Annotated in this window: 14 protein-coding genes; 7 read left to right on the top strand and 7 right to left on the bottom strand. The window is 63.8% G+C overall.

The window, feature by feature from the left end; all coding sequences use genetic code 11:
- Window positions 1-36 precede the first annotated feature (36 nt).
- Window positions 37-1,101: an aldo/keto reductase gene (locus J8I87_RS09710; RefSeq protein WP_209931243.1), complete on the bottom strand. Its 1,065-nt coding sequence runs from the start codon at window positions 1,099-1,101 to the stop codon at window positions 37-39.
- A 556-nt stretch (window positions 1,102-1,657) separates the two neighbouring features.
- Here J8I87_RS09710 and J8I87_RS09705 point away from each other — a divergent pair.
- Both J8I87_RS09705 and pdeR read left to right on the top strand, forming a co-directional pair.
- Entirely contained in the window at window positions 1,658-6,169 is a 4,512-nt protein-coding gene (locus J8I87_RS09705; RefSeq protein WP_209931242.1) for a DEAD/DEAH box helicase, read from the top strand.
- 430 nt (window positions 6,170-6,599) lie between these two features.
- On the top strand, window positions 6,600-8,600 hold the full coding sequence (gene pdeR, locus J8I87_RS09700) for a cyclic di-GMP phosphodiesterase (protein WP_209931241.1): 2,001 nt from the start codon (window positions 6,600-6,602) through the stop codon (window positions 8,598-8,600).
- A gap of 201 nt (window positions 8,601-8,801) precedes the next feature.
- Here the strand turns inward: pdeR and J8I87_RS09695 are convergent, their stop codons facing one another.
- From J8I87_RS09695 to J8I87_RS09685, 3 genes are all read right to left on the bottom strand, one after another.
- Window positions 8,802-9,680, bottom strand: a complete 879-nt coding sequence (locus J8I87_RS09695; protein ID WP_209931240.1) for a crotonase/enoyl-CoA hydratase family protein — start codon at window positions 9,678-9,680, stop codon at window positions 8,802-8,804.
- Window positions 9,681-10,189: 509 nt separating this feature from the next.
- Window positions 10,190-11,305 (bottom strand): malate/lactate/ureidoglycolate dehydrogenase, encoded by a 1,116-nt coding sequence (locus J8I87_RS09690; RefSeq protein WP_209931239.1) that lies wholly within the window; start codon window positions 11,303-11,305, stop codon window positions 10,190-10,192.
- Window positions 11,306-11,418: 113 nt separating this feature from the next.
- Window positions 11,419-12,879, bottom strand: coding sequence for a M20 family metallopeptidase (locus J8I87_RS09685; protein WP_209931238.1), 1,461 nt, complete (start codon window positions 12,877-12,879; stop codon window positions 11,419-11,421).
- A 234-nt stretch (window positions 12,880-13,113) separates the two neighbouring features.
- On the opposite strand from J8I87_RS09685, the gene J8I87_RS09680 reads away from it, so the two are divergent.
- The 3 genes from J8I87_RS09680 to J8I87_RS09670 all read left to right on the top strand — a co-directional run bounded on the left by J8I87_RS09680 (window position 13,114) and on the right by J8I87_RS09670 (window position 15,490).
- The gene (locus J8I87_RS09680) at window positions 13,114-13,419 is read left to right on the top strand and encodes a superinfection immunity protein (RefSeq protein WP_209931237.1); all 306 of its coding nucleotides are present in this window, start codon (window positions 13,114-13,116) and stop codon (window positions 13,417-13,419) included.
- Window positions 13,420-13,466: 47 nt separating this feature from the next.
- Window positions 13,467-14,621, top strand: a complete 1,155-nt coding sequence (locus J8I87_RS09675; RefSeq protein WP_209931236.1) for an epoxide hydrolase family protein — start codon at window positions 13,467-13,469, stop codon at window positions 14,619-14,621.
- Between the two features lie 236 nt (window positions 14,622-14,857).
- Window positions 14,858-15,490: a LysE family translocator gene (locus J8I87_RS09670; RefSeq protein WP_209931235.1), complete on the top strand. Its 633-nt coding sequence runs from the start codon at window positions 14,858-14,860 to the stop codon at window positions 15,488-15,490.
- Window positions 15,491-15,587: 97 nt separating this feature from the next.
- Here the strand turns inward: J8I87_RS09670 and J8I87_RS09665 are convergent, their stop codons facing one another.
- Window positions 15,588-15,866 carry a YodC family protein gene (locus J8I87_RS09665; protein ID WP_209931234.1) on the bottom strand — a complete coding sequence of 93 codons (279 nt, stop codon included), beginning with the start codon at window positions 15,864-15,866 and terminating at the stop codon, window positions 15,588-15,590.
- A 373-nt stretch (window positions 15,867-16,239) separates the two neighbouring features.
- Here J8I87_RS09665 and J8I87_RS09660 point away from each other — a divergent pair, with 373 nt between their 5' ends.
- Window positions 16,240-16,809: a hypothetical protein gene (locus J8I87_RS09660; protein ID WP_209931233.1), complete on the top strand. Its 570-nt coding sequence runs from the start codon at window positions 16,240-16,242 to the stop codon at window positions 16,807-16,809.
- Window positions 16,810-16,837: 28 nt separating this feature from the next.
- Window positions 16,838-17,611, top strand: a complete 774-nt coding sequence (locus tag J8I87_RS09655; protein WP_209931232.1) for an enoyl-CoA hydratase-related protein — start codon at window positions 16,838-16,840, stop codon at window positions 17,609-17,611.
- A gap of 38 nt (window positions 17,612-17,649) precedes the next feature.
- Here J8I87_RS09655 and J8I87_RS09650 read toward each other — a convergent pair whose 3' ends face one another.
- Both J8I87_RS09650 and J8I87_RS09645 read right to left on the bottom strand, forming a co-directional pair.
- Window positions 17,650-18,084, bottom strand: a complete 435-nt coding sequence (locus J8I87_RS09650; protein ID WP_209931231.1) for a MarR family winged helix-turn-helix transcriptional regulator — start codon at window positions 18,082-18,084, stop codon at window positions 17,650-17,652.
- Between the two features lie 25 nt (window positions 18,085-18,109).
- Window positions 18,110-18,491 (bottom strand): hypothetical protein (locus J8I87_RS09645; RefSeq protein WP_209931230.1); only part of this gene is annotated, 382 nt, incomplete at its 5' end.

Raw genomic sequence — 18,491 nt, 5'->3', positions numbered from 1 at the left:
TGGCGCGCAGGGAACGGCGCGCCGCGTTGCTTTCAATTACCCGTTTCCCTTCTCGTCTCCAAAGCGCGTCAGCGCGACCTGCTCACGGCGCGGATCGCCCTGCCGCTCCAGCATCCAGCCTGGATACTCGGACGGCAGACGGCTGACTTCATCGAGTTTCGCGAGATCATCCGCGCCCAGTTCGACATCCGTGGCGGCGATGTTGTCGTCGAGCTGCCCGACCCGCTTCGCACCGACGATCACGCTCGTCACGGCGCGCTGATGCAGCAGCCACGCCAGAGCGATCTGCGCGACGGACACGCGCTTCGCGTCGGCGATCGTGCGCATCACATCGACGCAATCGAACGCGCGCTTGCGATCGACAGGCGGAAAATCGAACGTCGTGCGGCGGCTGCCTGCCTCGCCCTGCCCGTCGCGGCCATACTTGCCGCTCAGCAGCCCGCCCGCGAGCGGGCTCCACACCATCAGGCCGAGGCCTTCGCTGCGCAGCATCGGCGCGAGTTCGCGTTCGAGGTCGCGGCCCGCAATCGTGTAGTAGGCCTGCAAGGTATCGAAGCGCGCGAGGCCAAGGCGCTCCGAGATGCCGAGCGCCTTCGCGATCTGCCATGCCGCCCAGTTCGACACGCCGATATAGCGCACGTGACCGTGCTGCACGAGCGTATCGAGCGCGCGCAGCGTTTCTTCCATCGGCGTGGCGGGATCGAAGCCATGGATCTGATACAGGTCGACGTGATCGAGTTGCAGGCGCTGCAGGCTCGCCTTGATGCCGTCCATGATGTGATAGCGCGACGCGCCGCGCGCATTGTGCGACTCGCCCGTCTGCCCGAACACCTTGGTCGCGACCACCACGCTGTCGCGCGGCACCTTCAGGTTCTTGAGCGCCTGCCCGGTGATCTGCTCGGAAAGGCCGGATGAGTAAACGTCGGCCGTATCGATGAAGTTGATGCCCGCGTCGATCGCGCGGCCGATCAAACGTTCGGCGTCGCCCTGCTGCAAATCGCCGATATGCTGCCAGATGCCGCCGCTGCCGCCGAACGTCATCGTGCCGAGACACAGTTCCGACACGAAGACGCCAGTGCGGCCAAGCTGGTTGTATCGCATGGTTCGAGACTCCACGTGGGTGATGAATCGATGCTGAGTCAACGAGAATACTCGCTGCGCGACGATGATGCTGACAGGCTGCGCGTGCGCCGGCGCACACCTCGCGAATCGACGCAACCGTACGCGCGGCGCGCGGCGGGAGAGGCCCGAGCGTTGACGGCCGGCGAGAAAGGCCGGGGCCTTGCCGCGCTGGTTTCCCGCTGGTTTCCCGCTGGTTTCCCGCTGGTTTCCCGCTGGTTTCCGTCACGCAGAATGCGTCATTGGGCGCCCACGCGCTGAAAGCCGACTGTTGGCGGCGCGCCGACGTGTGAGGCGGGTGCGAAGACAGACCGGTAGTTGCATTCTTCCGATTCGCGTCGTCGCTCGGCCGCCGGAGAGTTCACGCTTCGGCACGGCCTCGCGAAACCTGCGAGACTGAGCAGGTCTAATGGTTTTCAAAGCGGTTTCAAAGCTGAGTTTCAAAGCGGGGTTTCAAAGCGCGATTCACATCGGGTTTCACCGCGCGTTTTTGCGCCGCGCACTGGATATTCGGCTTCCCGCCCCCATCTTCGATGCCATGACTTCCGTCTCCCCCGCCGCCCGCGCGCTGGCCGATTTTCATCCCGCCGTCGCGAGCTGGTTCGAGAAAACCTTTCCCGCGCCCACCGACGCGCAAGCCGCCGCATGGCCGCTGATCCGCAGCGGCCGGCACGCGCTCGTCGCCGCGCCGACGGGCTCCGGCAAGACGCTGACCGCGTTTCTCGCCGCGCTCGATCAACTCGTGCGCGACGGACTCGCGCACGACGGCACGCTGCCGGATCAAACGCTGGTCGTCTATGTGTCGCCGCTGAAGGCGTTGTCGAATGACATCCGCATCAATCTGCAAACGCCGCTCGAAGGGATCGCAAGCGAGCTCGCGCAACGCGGACTGCCCGTCCCCGATATCCGCACCGCCGTGCGCACGGGCGACACGACACAGCAGGAACGCGCGGCGCTCAAGAAGCGCGCGCCGCACATTCTCGTCACGACGCCCGAATCGCTCTACGTGCTGCTCGGCTCGGAGTCGGGCCGCAAGATGCTGTCGACGGTGCGCACGGTGATCGTCGACGAGATCCACGCGATGGCGGGCAGCAAGCGCGGCAGCCACCTCGCGCTGTCGCTCGAACGGCTCGATGCGCTGTGTGGACGGCGCCTGCCTCGCATCGGGCTGTCGGCGACGCAAAAACCGATCGAGGCCGTTGCGCGCTTTCTCGTCGGCGGGGCGAGTCCCGACCTCGGCCCAGGAAGCGGCGAGCCCGCCGATTGCGCGATCGTCGATGTGGGCCACGTGCGCGAGCGCGATCTCGCGCTCGAGATTCCACCCGTGCCGCTCGAAGCCGTGATGTCGAACGAAGCGTGGGAGCTCGTCTATAACCGGCTCGCGGAACTCGTCGCGCAACACCGCACGACGCTCGTCTTCGTCAATACGCGGCGCATGGCGGAGCGCGTCGCGCGTCATCTGACCGAGCGGCTCGGCAAGGACGCCGTCGCCGCACATCACGGCAGCCTCGCGAAAGAACATCGCTTTGATGCCGAGCAGCGGCTAAAGCGCGGCGAACTGCGCGTGTTGATCGCGACGGCTTCGCTGGAACTGGGCATCGATATCGGCGACGTCGATCTCGTCTGCCAGATGGGTTCGCCGCGCGCGATCGCGCCGTTTCTGCAGCGCGTCGGGCGCTCCGGGCATCACGTGGGCGGCATGCCGAAGGGCCGGCTTTTTCCGGCTTCGCGCGACGACCTGATCGAGTGCGCAGCGCTGCTCGATTGCGTGAGACGCGGCGAGCTGGACCTGCTGCATATTCCGCGCGCGCCGCTCGACGTGCTCGCGCAGCAGATCGTCGCCGAAGTCTGCAACGCGGAATGGAGCGAAGACGCGCTGTTCGACTTGTTCCGCCATGCCGCGCCGTACGCCGAACTCGAGCGCGCGCAATACGACGCCGTGCTGCGCATGCTCGCCGAGGGCTACACGAGCCGTCATGGGCCGCGCGCCGCGTACGTGCATCGCGACGTCGTCAACGGCACGATGCGCGGGCGGCGCGGCGCGAAGCTCTATGCCGTCACGTCGGGTGGCACGATTCCGGAGAACGCCGATTACGCGGTGATCCTCGAACCGCAGGGGCTCAACATCGGCACGGTCAACGAGGACTTCGCCGTCGAAAGTCTCGCGGGCGACGTGTTCCAGCTCGGCAATGCGTCGTACCGGATCATGCGCGTCGAAAGCGGCCGCGTGCGCGTCGAGGATGCGCAAGGCCAGCCACCGAACATTCCTTTCTGGCTCGGCGAAGCGCCGGGACGCAGCGACGAACTGTCGGCGGGCGTCGCGCGGCTGCGCGCGCAAATCGAGCGGCTGCTCGCCGACGCCAGTACGACTGCGCAAGCCTGCGTCGCGACGACGGCCGAATCCGACGGGTTCGGCGATTCGCGGCTCGGCGATTCGCGCGACGGCTTCAGCGCCGTCGCCGGCCAGCCGGCCGCCGTGCTCGATCTCGAACCCGCGATCGCCTCGCTCGTCGAGCAGACAGGCATCGTCGAGCCGGCCGCGCGCCAGATCGTCGAGTACCTTGCGCGTGCCCGCCAGACGCTGGGCGCGTTGCCGACCCAGGACACGCTCGTGATGGAGCGCTTCTTCGACGAATCCGGCGGCACGCAGCTCGTGATCCACACGCCGTTCGGCAGCCGTGTGAATCGCGCGTGGGGACTCGCGCTGCGCAAGCGTTTTTGCCGCACGTTCAACTTCGAGTTGCAGGCCGCCGCAACCGAGGATGCCATCGTGCTGTCGCTCACGGGCGCGCACAGTTTCGCGCTCGACGAAGTGTGGCGCTACCTGCGAACCGCGACGGCCGAGCACGTGCTGATCCAGGCGCTGCTCGACGCGCCGCTGTTCGGCGTGCGCTGGCGCTGGAACGCGACGACGGCGCTCGCGCTGCCGCGCTACACGGGCGGGCGCAAGACGCCGCCGCCGTTGCAGCGCATGCGCAGCGACGATCTGCTCGCGACCGTGTTTCCCGACCAGGCCGCGTGCGTGGAGAACGTCGCGGGGGAGCGCGAAGTGCCGCGTCATCCCCTCGTCGATCAGACCATCGACGATTGCCTGCACGACGCGATGGACACGCACGCATGGCTCGCGCTGCTGCGCCGGATCGAACAGGGCGCGATTGCACTCGTGAGCCGCGACCTGCCCGCGCCGTCGCCGCTCGCCGCTGAAATCCTGACGGCCAAGCCGTATGCGTTTCTCGACGATGCGCCAATCGAAGAACGCCGCACGCAGGCCGTGCTGAACCGCCGCTACACGAGCGGCCCCGAGTCCGCCGACGATCTCGGCGCGCTCGATGCCGATGCGATAGCGAGCGTCGGCGAGGAAGCGTGGCCGCAAGTGCGCGGCGCCGACGAGATGCACGAAGCGCTGACGGGCCTCGCATGCATCACGGAAGAGGAAGCGCGGCGCAACGAAGGCTGGACGGCATGGCTCGCCGAGCTTGCGAAAACGGGCCACGCGACGCGGATGCAGGTCGCGCAGCACGACTCGCTGTGGCTGCCCGCCGAGCGGCTGACGTGCCTGCGCGCGATCTATCCGCATGCGCAAATCGAACCTTCGATCCGCGCGCCCAAAGGTTTCGAGGAAGTCTGGACCGAAGACGATGCGCTCGTCGATGTGGTGCGCGCGCGTCTGACGGGATTCGGGCCGCTGCCGCTCCCCGCGATTGCGCGCACGCTGGCGCTGCCCGCATCGGCTGTCGCGCAGGCGCTCACGCGCCTCGAAGCGCAAGGCTATGTGATGCGCGGCCGCTTCACGCCCGGCGCCACCGACGACGAATGGTGCGAGCGGCATCTGCTCGCGCGGATTCATCGCTATACGGTGCGGCGCTTGCGGCGCGAGATCGAACCTGTCGAACGGCATGACTTCATGCGCTTCCTGTTTGCGTGGCAACGCCTCACGCCCGATACGCGCGGCGAAGGACGCAATGCGCTCGCAGCCGTGCTCGATCAGCTGGAAGGTTTCCAGGCCGCCGCGAGCGCGTGGGAAGAGGACCTGCTTCCCGCGCGGCTGAAGGACTATGCGGTCACGTCGCTCGACGAACTGTGCCGCTCCGGCAAGATCGTCTGGACCCGGCTGACCGACCGCGCGCGCGGCACGAGCGGACCCGTGCGCAGCACGCCCGTCGTGCTGTTGCCGCGCCGCGCGCTGCCCGTGTGGAGCGCGCTGCTGGATTCGTCGAAGCAGCCGGAGCTGTCGCCGAAAGCGCAACTCGTGTTCGACACGTTGACACAGCACGGCGCGATGTTCTTCGACGAACTCGCAAGCGACGTACATCTGCTGCGCATCGAGCTTGAGAACGCGCTCGGCGAACTGGTCGCGGCGGGCCTCGTCAATTCGGATAGCTTTGCGGGTCTTCGCGCATTGCTCAAGCCTGTCGCGAAACGCAACGCATCGCACTATCCGGGCCGCCGTCCGCGCGGCGCCGGCGCGCTGATCGGCGGCATGGACGATGCGGGACGCTGGGCGCTATTGCGTCGGCGGCCTGCAACCGAAACCGAAGGAGCAGCGGCTGCTTCGGCCGCGCCCTCGCGTTCCCGCCCGTCGTCCTCGTTCGCGCCGGAGGTGCTCGAACATGTGGCGATGGCGCTGCTGCGCCGTTATGGCGTCGTGTTCTGGCGGCTGCTCGAACGCGAAGCCGAATGGCTGCCGCCGTGGCGCGATCTGCTGCGCGTGTACCAGCGGCTCGAAGCGCGCGGCCAGGTGCGCGGCGGGCGCTTCGTGAACGGTCTCGCGGGCGAACAGTTCGCGCTGCCCGAAGCGGTTCCGCTGCTGCGCGAAGTGCGGCGGCACGCAAACGACGGCGCTTATGTGTGCGTGGCGGGAACCGATCCATTGAACCTCGTGGGCACGCTGCTGCCCGGCAACAAGGTGCCCGCCGTCGCGGGCAACCGCGTGCTCTATCGCGACGGCGTCCCCGTCGCGACACTCGTATCCGGCGAGTTCAACTTTCCACCCGACGCCGACGGCGAGACGAAGCAGCAGATGCGCATGCGGCTCGCACGGCGATATTGAACACATCTGAGTGCTTGCACGGCCGCCACAACCTCGTGGCCATGCCGTTCGGAACACCGGGAACGGCGGTTGAATCATTGCGATGAACGCTCAGGACCGGCACACACGACGGCTTGCTCATGCCTCCTCATCGGAACAGGTGGACAACCGGTCTGGTCTGCCGTCGCGTCTTGTTATCGCCGCGACGATCGCACACCGGACGGCGCACGCGTCGCCTGAACGTTTGTGGAACCGTTCCCGAGGAAACGTCACAATTTCTATGCAATGTGATTAAAGAAAGGCGTTTAGAAGGTCGTTATCCAATTCGGAGCCGGAGATCCGGCCGCTTCGATACAATGAAGCCCGTCAGTCAACAGGATCCTTCGCCGCCCGCGTGCTGTGCTCGTATTCGGAGCTCGACTGGAGGCAACTGTTCGCCCGTGGACCACTCATGAACGACCAACACGACCAGGTGCTTTTCGCCCGCTTCGGAACGAGCAGTCCGTGCTGGCGCCTGTCTAGCGACAGCAACGCGCTCGAACTCATGCCCGAAACGGAAGACGACGCCGCGACGGTCGCGATCGCGCTATCGGGCGCGCAGGCCGCGCAGATCCGCCGCCTGACGGGCGTGACGTCGCACCTGACGATGGACGTGCGTCTGTATGGCGAGCCGATACGCCTGCACCTCGTCGGCAAGAAGCTCAATAGCAGCACCTGGGCCGGCACGGCGTCCGCATTCGAGGACACGGAATCCGTCGCGCGCGATCTGGTGCATGGCCTGTCGTTCGCCGAACAGGTCGTGTCGGAAGTCAACTCCGTGGTCGTGATCGTCGACAAGTACGGCCGCATCCAGCGCTTCAACCGTCTCGCCGAAGAACTCACGGGCATGAAGGAAGAGGACGTCGTCGGGCGCAGCGTGTGGGCGCTCTTCATGTCGTCGGAAGCGGGCGCGGAGTCGAGCCAGAACATCTCGGGCTTTTTCAATCGCGGCGTCGCGTACGAAGTCGAGCGCAGGGTGCGCACCGTGCACGGCGAGCGGCTCTTTCTGTTTCGCAACAAGTTCGTGATGAGCGGCAGCGGCGTCGACGAGCAGTTTCTGATCTGCTCGGGCACCGACATCACGGAAGAACGCCGCGCGCAGGAGCGGCTGTCGGAACTTGCGAACACCGATTCGCTGACGGGCCTGCCCAACCGCAACGCGATCCACGACAAGACGCGCGCGGCCATCGCGGGCGCGGCGGCGGGCGACTCCGTCGGCATTCTGTTTCTCGATCTCGACAACTTCAAGAAGGTCAACGATCACTACGGCCACGTGTTCGGCGACCGGCTGATCCAGGACGTGTCGTCGGCCGTGCGCGAATGTCTCGGCGCGGACGACACGCTCGCGCGCCTGGGCGGCGACGAGTTCATCGTGCTGTCGCCCGTCGCCTGCGCCGCGTCGATGGAAGCGATCGCGCAGCGCATTCTGGAGCGCCTGCGCACGCCGTTCAGCCTCGGCCTCGTCGAGGTCTACACGGGCTGCTCGATCGGCATCGCGATGTTCCCCGAACACGGCGACAGCCTGGAAGCGCTGATCCGCGCCGCCGACACCGCGATGTACGTCGCGAAGGACGACGGCAAGCGCACCTATCGCGTGTTCTCGCCGGAGATGAACCGCAAGGTCGCCGAATACATGTGGCTCGATACGAACCTGCGGCGCGGACTGGAAGAAGGCCAGTTGACTTTGCACTATCAGCCGAAGCTGTCGCTTGCGACGGGCACTGTGTACGGCGTCGAGGCGCTGGTGCGCTGGAATTCGCCGGAGCGCGGGCAGATCATGCCTGCCGCGTTCATCCGCTATGCGGAGGAATCGGGGCTCATCGGGCCGCTCGGCCGCTGGGTCATGCAGACGGCGGCGGAACAGGCCGCTCAATGGAAGGCGCGCGGATTGTCGCTGCGCGTCGCGATCAACGTGTCGGCGCGGCAGCTGGTGGATACCGCCGTCGTCGCGCACTTCCGCGAGGCCTTGCAGCGCGCGCATCTCGCTTCCTGCCTGCTCGACATCGAGCTGACGGAAAGTTGCCTGATCGAAGACGAAGCGGCCGCGATCGACCTCATCACGCAGTTCCGTGATCTGGGCGCGCAGGTCCATCTGGACGATTTCGGCACCGGCTATTCGTCGCTGTCGCAGCTTGGCCGCATCCCCCTCGACGTCATCAAGCTGGACCGCAGCTTCGTGAGTTCGATCAACGCGGACAAGAAGTCTCAGGCGCTGGTGCGCTCGATGGTAGCCGTCGCGCAGGCGCTGCAACTGAAGGTCGTCGCCGAAGGGATCGAGACGGAATCGGAAGAACTGTTCATGAAGGGGCTGGGCGTCGAGTACGTCCAGGGGTTTCTGTACGGCAAGCCGATGCCCGCCGCCGAATTCGAGCGCTGGCTGCACGACAGGCAGAAGATCCGCCTGATCGCCTGAACCCCCGAAAGTTCGCTCGACCTGACGGATCTTCTGCGGCCGCTCGCGCGGCTGGCTACTGCTGCGTGCATGCTGCGTGATGCCTGTGTGTTGCGTCGAGTGCTACGTGGAAAGATGCATCGAGATCTGATGGGTGCAGACAAAGCGCGAGACGTGCGATGCGCGGGGCGTTCTGCCAATCAGTCTGCTTTCACGCAAGGTTCACGCAACGTTCATCACCGCCTGACGCAGGTTGCCCGTGCGGCGGTTTTGCAGCATGACGAGCCGCTCCATGAACGCGAGGTCTTTCTCCTCGATCGTGAACGCGGCCTGCACCCAGTCCTCGGTGATCTCCATCAACTCGGCGCGGGAGAGTTGCAGCACGCGCTGACGCGCCCGCACCATCGCACGGATGCCGTTGAGCTTGGGGCGCAACGTGTCGATGAACGTGCGCGTCGCGACGAAGGCGTCGCCCGGCTCGAAAATCTGATCGACGAGGCCGCGGCTTTCGTACCATTCAGCCGTGTGCGATTCGCCGCCGCCGATCAGTTCCTCCGCGACGCGCATGCCCGCCTTGCGGGCAACGAGCGAGTAGCCGCCCATGCCGGGGAACAGATTGAACGCGATCTCCGGAAAGCCCATCCGCGCATCGTTCTGGGCGAGCAGGAAATGATGCGCGAGCGCTGCTTCGAAACCTCCGCCGAGCGCCGTGCCCTCGACCATCGCAATCGAGATCGCGCCCGTGTCGAAACCGCGCGCCGCCGCGTGCACGCAATCGACGCACGCGCGCGCGTACGCCATCAACTCCTGGCGGCGGCCCGAGCGGATCGCGTCGGCGAAGAAATTGAGGTCGCCGCCGACATTGAACATCGTCGGAATGACGGAGCCCGTCACCCAGAAATCGATCCGCACGCCGCAATCGCGCGCGGCCCGCGCGAGTTCGAGAATGTCGCTCACGAGTTCGAGGTTGAAGCACGGACGCGGTTGCGCCCGCAACATCATCCACATGACGTTGCGCTCTTCTTCGTAATAGGCGGAGATTTGCGACAGCTTGCCAGCTTCGAGGAACGGACGGCAGGCGTGGTGGTTTTGCAGATTCATTTTGAACGGTCCTTTTAAAGTTGAACAACTTGGGGTGAAGCATTGCGAGCCTAAAACAGACCGGAATCCGCAGGGAGGGCCAAACGAACAGAAGATGGCAGTTCGACATAAGCAATCCGAAGCCCACTGGACGGGGCTCTTGACCAGAGCCGTTCGCGCAAACGATTGCGGTTCGAAGTAAAACTCCAAACGCGTGCTCTTCCCCGCTTCGAAAAAGGCGAAAGCGGCGATTAGAATTTTTGTTTTAATTTTCGGGCGTTTTTACCCATGCTTATTGCAATCCAAGCTTATTCGGATTGCATTTTTTTGTGAAATCGGGGCAGTGCGCGGCAAAAAGCGGCAATAGGATATTTGCCTGCGCCGTTTCTAAAAGCGGCAGTCGCGCAAGAGTGAACGCGAAGCACGACGCGGCCCGTTCGAACCCGTCATGTGGCGCGTGTATGTCGATGAAAATGCAACGATAGGCGGGCCACATTTTGTGGCATCCGCGAACCGTGGTAACGGGCGGCTTACGGCAGCAGCGCCGACCAGCTATCCGCCTGCTCTTGCGAAAGGCCGGCCGCGAGCGCCGACTCGCGAATCTGCCGCCATGTCTCGGGGTCCACGGGAATGCCGTTGGCTTCACGCTCGGCGCGCGTCGCGCGCTCCGGCTCGCCCGGTGCGTAGATGCGTTCGGCGCCCGCCGTGAGCGGCGATGCCTTCACCCACGCGATGAACGCGTCCGCCTCGGCTTCGGCATTGGGCGCATCGAACGCGGCGGGGTCGACGATCACCGACAGCATGCAGTTGATAATCGCGTTCGTCGTTTGCAGCGTCGCCTCATGCGTCGTATAGCCGCCCGTCAGCGCACCGCCGAAGACCTCGCACATTGCCGCGAGCCCGAAGCCCTTGTGACCGCCCGCCTGCCCGCCCACCGGCATCAGCGCGCCGAAAGGCGGCTCCATCATCACTTTCGGCTCGACAGTCGGCTTGCCGTCGTGGTCGATCAGCGAGCCGGGCGGCAGCTGCTTGCCCTCGTTGTACGCGACGCGCGTCTTGCCATAGGCCACGGCGCTCGTCGCAAAGTCGAGCACGAGCGGCGCCTTGCCCTCGCGCGGGAAGGCTGCGCAAAACGGATTGGTGCCGATGCGGCGGTCCGCGCCGCCGAACGGCGCGACGAGGGGATCGCCCGCGACGTTGACGAAATGAAACGACACGAATCCCGCCTTCGCGCACTGCTCGGCCCAGTGTCCGATGCGGCCGACGTGATGCGCGTTGCGCAGCGCGACGGCGCATACGCCGAGCTTTTTCGCGCGCTCGATGCCCTGCTCCATCGCCTCGTGCGCGACGACCTGGCCGAAGCCCTTGCCGCCGTCGAGGGTCAGCACGGCGCCGACGTCCTTCACGACAGAAGCGTGAGCATTGAGCTTCAATTCGTGATCGCGCAACGAATCGACATAGCGCGGAATCATGCCGACGCCGTGCGAATCGTGCCCCGTGAGATTGGCCGCGACGAGATGATCGGCGACGAGCTGCGCTTCACGCGGCGAGCTGCCCGCCTGCTCCCATATCGCGCGCACGTATGCGTGCAGTTGATCAGCGGGAATCCGGGGAGCGGAGGTCTGGGCAGTGCGCGTAGCGTTCATTCGAAGATGGCCCGATCAAAGGAAATGGCGGACAGCGAGAGGAACCGGCCGGCTCCCCTCGCATTGAAACGCGGAAAAGATGGAACACGCCAGACGCGATGCCGGCCGACGCATCAAGGCGCGGCGGCGATCACCTCCGCGACGGACGCCGTCAGCTTCTTGCCGTACGGCACATGCAGGAACTCGTTCGGACCGTGCGCGTTCGACTTCGGACCGAGCACGCCGCATACCATGAACTGCGAGGTCGGAAAGCCCGCCTTCAGCACGTTCATCAGCGGGATCGTGCCGCCCTGCCCGATGAACGCGACGTCCGCGCCGTAGTGCTGGCGCGATGCGTCGTTGAGCGCGGTCGCGAGCCACGGCGCGAGCTCCGGCGCATTCCAGCCCGTCGCCGCGCCCGCGTCCGGCTTGAACGTGACCTTCGCGTTGTACGGCGGGTCGAACTCCAGCAGCGACTTCAACTGCTGCACGGCCGTATCCGCATCGACGAGGGGCGGCAGACGCAGCGACAGCTTGAACGCCGTGCGCGGCCGCAGCACGTTGCCCGCGTCGGCCAGCGCCGGCAAGCCTGCCGCGCCCGTCACCGACAGCGACGGACGCCACGTCGAATTGAGCAGCGCCTCTTTCGAATCGGTTGTAGTGGGCAAGACGGGGCCGCCGTCCTGGCCGCACGCCCACGGCAGCTTTTTCCACACGTCGTCGCCGAGAATCTTCGCGGTGGCTTCGGCTTCGCTCAAACGGTCGAGGGGAACGGGGCAATGGAAGCCCTTCGGCAGCAGCGTGCCGTCGGCGGCGTCTTCGAGGCGCTCGAACAGTTGCCGCATGATGCGAAAGCTCGACGGCGCGATGCCGCCGTAGCCGCCCGAGTGAATGCCTTCGTCGAGCACCTGCACTTCCAGATCGCCGGACACGAGGCCGCGCAGCGACGTGGTCAGCCATAGCTGATCGTAGTTGCCCGCGCCCGAATCGAGACACACGACGAGACCGACCTTGCCGAGGCGCGCGCGCAATGCGTCGACATACGGCAGCAGATCGTAGCTGCCCGACTCTTCGCAGGTCTCGATCAGGCCGACGCAGCGCGGCCGTTCGATGCCTTGCGCGTCGAGCGCCGCGAGCGCCGTGAGGCTCGCGTAGATCGCGTAGCCGTCGTCCGCGCCGCCGCGGCCGTAGAGCTTGCCGTCTTCGAGCTTGGGCGTCCACGGACCGAGGTCCTTGCGCCAGCCGTCGAATTCCGGCTGCTTGTCGAGATGGCCATACAGCACGATGGTTTCCGTGCTGCCCGAGCGCGTGGCGGGCGATTCGAAGAAGATCACGGGCGTGCGGCCCGGCAAGCGGACGATTTCGAGCTTCAGGCCGCGCACGGGCTGCTGCTCGGCCCACTTCGCCGCTTCCGTGATCACGCGCTCGATGTAGCCGTGCTTTTCCCAGTCGGGATCGAAAGCCGGGCTCTTCGCGGGCACGGCGATGTAGTCGGTGAGAGCCGGCACGATCTCATCGTTCCATTTGCGATCGACGAATTCGCGCAGTGTGTCGTGATTCAGCTTGTGAGCCTGTTGAGTATCGTCGGAGATCATGATGGCAATCCGCTTCTGTCGAAACGCACATGATAGCCCTTCAAGGCCGCGTTGCCGAATTCACGCGATCCACGCGGTCCGCTGCCGCGCGGCGCGGCGCGCCCTCCAATGACACATCGCGGAGCTCGCTGCGATGCGCGTCGCTTGCATTTGGCCTTCAGCCGGGCAAGCAGACGCGCGGCATTCGCGCGACAATCGATGAATAGATCAGATGCCGCGCCTCTGGAGGCTTCGATGAGCAACAACATCGTGGTTCAAGGCGTGGCGACGGTAGCCGCGCTCGGACTGTATTTCCTGCCGTCCATCGTCGCCGACCGCCGCAAGCGCCATGACGTGCTGACGCTCGCACTGTTCAATGCATGCATGGGCTGGTCCGTGTTCGGCTGGCTGATTGCGCTCTACTGGGCGTTCCAGCCGAATCCGCCCGTCAATCTGGAAGGCGAGGTCGTGCGCTCGCGGCGCGTCATCAGCATGCGCAGCTTCACCAAGCTGCTCGGCGACCGCGTGCAGTTGCGCGAGTCGCGCGACCGCTCGAAGTGACACCGGCGTGACATGCGCTCGCGCTGTGAACAAAGAGGAATAAGGCCATGCAGATCACGCAGTTCCAGATTTCGATTCCCGATGTCGAACTCGCGGCGCTCAAGACGCGTCTCGCGCAAACCCGCTGGCCCGATGCGTTCGACAGCGCGCCGTGGGCGCTCGGCGCGGACCTCCACTATCTGCGCGATCTCGCCGACTATTGGGTGGGCGCGTACGACTGGCGCGCAGCGCAAGCGCGGCTCAATCAGGAGCCGCAGTTCATCGCGCGCGTGAACGGCTTGTCGGTGCACTTCCTGCATCGGCGCGGCATGGGTCCGAAGCCCTATCCGCTCGTCATCACGCACGGCTGGCCCGGATCGTTCATCGAGTTCATCGAACTGCTGCCGCATCTGTGCGATCCAGCGTCCGTCGGCGCTGACCCCGCCGACGCTTTCGACGTCGTGGTGCCGTCGATGCCCGGCTACGGCTTTTCCGAACGGCCTTCGAAGCCGGGCATGTCGGTGTTCGCCATCGCGGAACTGTGGGCCGAACTGATGCGAGGACTCGGCTACGAGCGATTCGGCGCGCAAGGCGGCGACCTTGGCGCGGCCGTGTCGATTGCGTTGGCTGCGCATCATCCGCAGCATGTCGACGGCATCCACCTGAATTTTCTGCCGAGTTCGTACACGCCTGCGCTGGCCCCCGGCGATCCCCCGATCACTCAGCAGGAGCAGGACTTTCTCGCGTCCAAAGCCGCGTTTGCCGATGCCGAAGGTGCGTATGCGCACATGCATGCGACAAAGCCGCACACAGCCGCTTTTGGATTGAACGACTCGCCCGTGGGACTGGCTGCGTGGATCGTCGAGAAATTCCGCGCGTGGAGCGATTGCGATGGCGACGTCGAGCGCGTGTTTTCGAAGGATCAGTTGCTGACGAATCTGTCGTTGTACTGGCATACGCAGACGATCGGCTCGTCGATGCGGCTCTATGCGGAAACGCGCGCGCAGCCGCTGCGCTTTGCGCCCGGCCAGCGCGTCACGCCGCCGCTCGGCTTCGCGCGCTTTCCGAAGGAGATCAGCCAGCCGCCGCGTTCGTGGATCGAGCGCGTATTCGACATCACGCAATTCACCGACATGCCGCGCGGCGGGCACTTCGCCGCGATGGAACAGCCCGCGCTGCTCGCCGAAGAAATACGGCGCTTCTTCCGGCCATTGCGGCGCTGAGCGCCAACGCTGCGCAATCGCTGGCCGAAGCGTTGTGCGATTTCGCAGCGGTGTGCGACTGCGCGCCGCGTGCAAGCTGCTGATCGTCGCGGCGGGCTGCCGCGCTCAAGTGTATCGACGGATGGGTCCTGCTTTGTATCTGTTGCGCTCGCGAATTGCGCGCGACATACGAAGCTTCGCATGCCCCGGCCTCGCGCACGCCGTCGCGTCGCGCTTACTTCACTGGAGCTCACTGAATGCCCCAAACCACGCATCTGCTCGCATTCGCCGTCGTCGCGCTCGGCATGGCGCTCACGCCGGGGCCCAACATGATCTATCTGATCTCGCGTTCGATCTGCCAGGGCCGCACGGCCGGCCTGATTTCACTCGGCGGCGTTGCGCTCGGCTTCGTCTTCTATATGTTCTGCGCGGCGTTCGGCATCACGGCGCTGCTGCTCGCCGTGCCGTTCGCGTACGAGGCGCTGCGCTTCGGCGGCGCGCTCTATCTGCTGTATCTCGCGTGGCAGGCCGTCAAGCCGGGCGGCCGCTCGCCGTTCCAGGTGCCCGATTTGCCCGTCGACAGTCCGCGCAAGCTGTTCACGATGGGCTTCGTGACGAATCTGCTGAACCCGAAAATCGCCGTGCTCTATCTGTCGCTGCTGCCGCAGTTCATCGATCCGCACGAAGGCAGCGTGCTCGGCCAATCGCTGATTTTCGGCGCGGTTCAGATCGTGTTGAGTATTTCCGTCAATTCGACTGTTGCGATGACGGCGGGATCGATGGCCGTGTTTCTCGCGCGCCGGCCGACGTGGCTCGTGATTCAGCGCTGGCTGATGGGTACGGTGCTTGCCGGTCTCGCTATCCGAATGGCGATGCAAGCAAGGCGTTAACGAGCGACGCCGGGCTTTCAGGCCCGGCGTCGTGTGTGCAAGCAGAAGAATCGAATGCGGGAAAACTGCGAGGGCGCCTGCTGGCGCGTCTTCGCGTTCAAGGCGAAACAGTGCGAACAAACTTGTGCAAATGCACGGAGCCCGCGGGAATCGAGCGCGGCTGGCGCCACACGTCATCCTGCGCGAAGGTTTCCTGACGCAGTTCGCCATGCTCGTCGAACCATTGGCACACAAGCCAATCACCCGTTCTACGGGCAACCGGGCCCACATACGTCACCGTCATACGCGAGCCGCCCGTTTTGAGCGTCACCACGTCCCCAACATTGATTTGCACCGTTTGTGTCGCTTCAAATGCGTCGAAAGTAGCAGTCAGCATGGATGTCCCCGTTATAAGCATTAGGCTGGCTGAAAATGCACTGCCGTAAACGCACCGCGGTCCAACGAATTAATTAAGAGTGGCGCAAGATTAACAATCGATTATTTTGCGAGCAAGTATTTTTTATTGGAAACGTTTTCAGTAAAAGCATGCTTATCGCCGAACGTTCGTCCGTTTTTGTTTAGTTCGCGGATCGCTTGCCGGTGAAGGCGCGGTGCTGTTTCGCAGCATGCGGAAGAAGGTAGTTTAGACCGATCGTGCAGGAAATTTCCGGGTATACGTATATGCGCCCGACCCCGCGCTGTCATATGGATGACATTCTTCTCGTTACGCGAACTAAAACCCCGCGCTGAAGAGATAATCGGCGTCATCTGTGAATAAGCGCATCACTGTTGAACGCAAAAACCGGTTGCGCTGCGCAACGCTGGCGCTTCGAATAGTAAGACTCTTGGCGCTGAAAATGATATCCGCCGATTTTCGCGCGCATTTTTTGTCTGAAGAAATACAAATATTCGGCCGCCCAGGATTTTCCCTAAGCCGCGTTCAATTCGCGGCGATGAGCGATCTTCTGATGGCGAACGAGCGTCACGCTAGGCCGATGCAGGTAGGCCGCATTTATCCGCGTGTCATGAAGGACGGCGAACTGGACGCGGGTGCCTGGTCGCGCGGCATGGTTGCCGGACTCATTCATGACATCCCCAGGATCGGCGAGCGGTCGAACGAATCATGCACCAGGCCGAAGAAATCATTGCGAAGCGGCTTCACGGGATGCTCTCGCACACTTGAGCAAGACCGGGTTCGCTCGCAGCCGGTGTCGCAGCTGCGTGATGTCAAGTTTCAGTTGACACCCCGTCAATTTTTCGCGGATATGTTTCGCACGCGAATAACCTTATACTTCGCATGCGAACATTTAAACGCGGCGTTCCAGAGGAGGTGCCTCTAAGACGCCGCAAATTTTAGGAGGCAAGCTAATGACCCCGGAAATCAAAGTTGAGCTATCAGGTAGCGGTGTACTGGCCGTCACGATTTCGCGACCGGATAAGAAAAACGCTCTCACTAATGACATGTATGGCGCACTTGCAGATGCCATCGCGAGAGCTAATGACGACGACGTCCGTGTGTTGTTGATTCAGGCCGATGGAGACATATTCACGGCTGGCAACGACGTCTCGGAATTCGCAGCCCAGTCGACCGGAAACGGCCCGAAGGAACGCAACGTCGTCCGCTTTCTGCGAAGCCTGGCGAATGCCAGCAAACCGATTATTGCTGCAGTCCAAGGCAAGGCCGTCGGCGTTGGAACGACTATGTTGCTGCATTGTGACTACGTGCTTCTCTCCGAAGAGGCGCAATTGATAACCCCCTTCGTGAATCTGGCACTCGTGCCCGAAGCGGCTTCAAGCTACCTGCTTCCGTTGCGAATCGGGCATGTCAAGGCATTCGAAATGTTCGCTCTCGGGGAAGCCGTTCCTGCACATACTGCCGTTGCATGGGGTATTGCAAACAAGGCTATCCCCGGCGCGGAACTCCGTGCAGAGGCACACCGTGTCGCCGAGAAAATTGCCGCCAAGCCAATCGGGTCGCTGACCGCGATGAAGCGGCTGATGCGAGAGTCAGAGAAGCTGGTCGCTCAGATGGATTGCGAAAGCGCCATCTTCGTGGAACGACTTGCAAGCGCCGAAGCGAAAGAAGCCTTCGCAGCGTTTGCGCAAAAGCGCCAGCCGGATTTCACGAGAGTCGTCCGATAACAGGCACGGTACGAATCAGGGGGCACCGTTGGTGTCCCCTACTCCAGGTTCTCGTCAATGGCCGGAAACTTCTCCTGCAAACTTGTCAGCCATCGCACTACGATGTCGATCTCGGATGCAGTGAACCCGTCCGTCAGCCGTACATTCAAGTCGGCGAGAACTGCCTTCGAACGCTTGAGTGCGGCGCGCCCGTCTTCCGTCAGCCACAGCCGTGACGCGCGTCGATCGAATTCGTCCGAATGGCGTTCGATGAGACCAGCCCGTTCGGCTCGATCAACCAGCCCAGTCATTCCCGGCGCCTTGAGGTCAAGGGCTGAGGCCGCTTCATTTGTGAGCGCACCGTCGTTCTTTGCCAGAAAAAAGAGTAGCCCAGCTTGCGCTGCTGTCACTCCACCCGTGGCCGTCCTAGCCTGCGACCACCGATGCAGGCGCCGCTGACCCACATTCAGTAGATAGACAAGCCGATGATTCATTTTGAAACCTCGCTCCACGTTCCAGTCATCGGAACGGCAATAGAATAATAATTCGCATGCGAAATATAGCATGAACCATACCCCAGCAAGATGGCAGGCTTTTTTCAGTGCGCGAAGTTCGACCAGAAGTTTCTTCCAGCAATCCCACCATCACAACCCGATTGCCCTGGTGGAAGAGGGATCTTCTCCTGCTCGTGCCTGCCCATTCGAAGGGCTTCTCGCGTCTATCATCTGGCGATGAAGTCGCAACATTGTGAAACTGCGCACAAACCCTCGTGTCGCTGCCCGTATTAATTGAATCGTGGGAGGAAAGGATGGATTCGTTGAAAAGTATCCGCCCGAGAATCCCCGTAGTAGCGAGTGCTCTCGATTTCGCCGAAACTTCAGTACCGTAGGGGAGATGGTCG

The sequence above is a fragment of the Paraburkholderia sp. LEh10 genome (genome assembly GCF_017814945.1).
GTDB lineage: Bacteria > Pseudomonadota > Gammaproteobacteria > Burkholderiales > Burkholderiaceae > Paraburkholderia.
The sequence above is the reverse complement of the archived record's forward strand: the minus strand, read 5'-3'. Positions and strand labels throughout refer to the sequence as shown.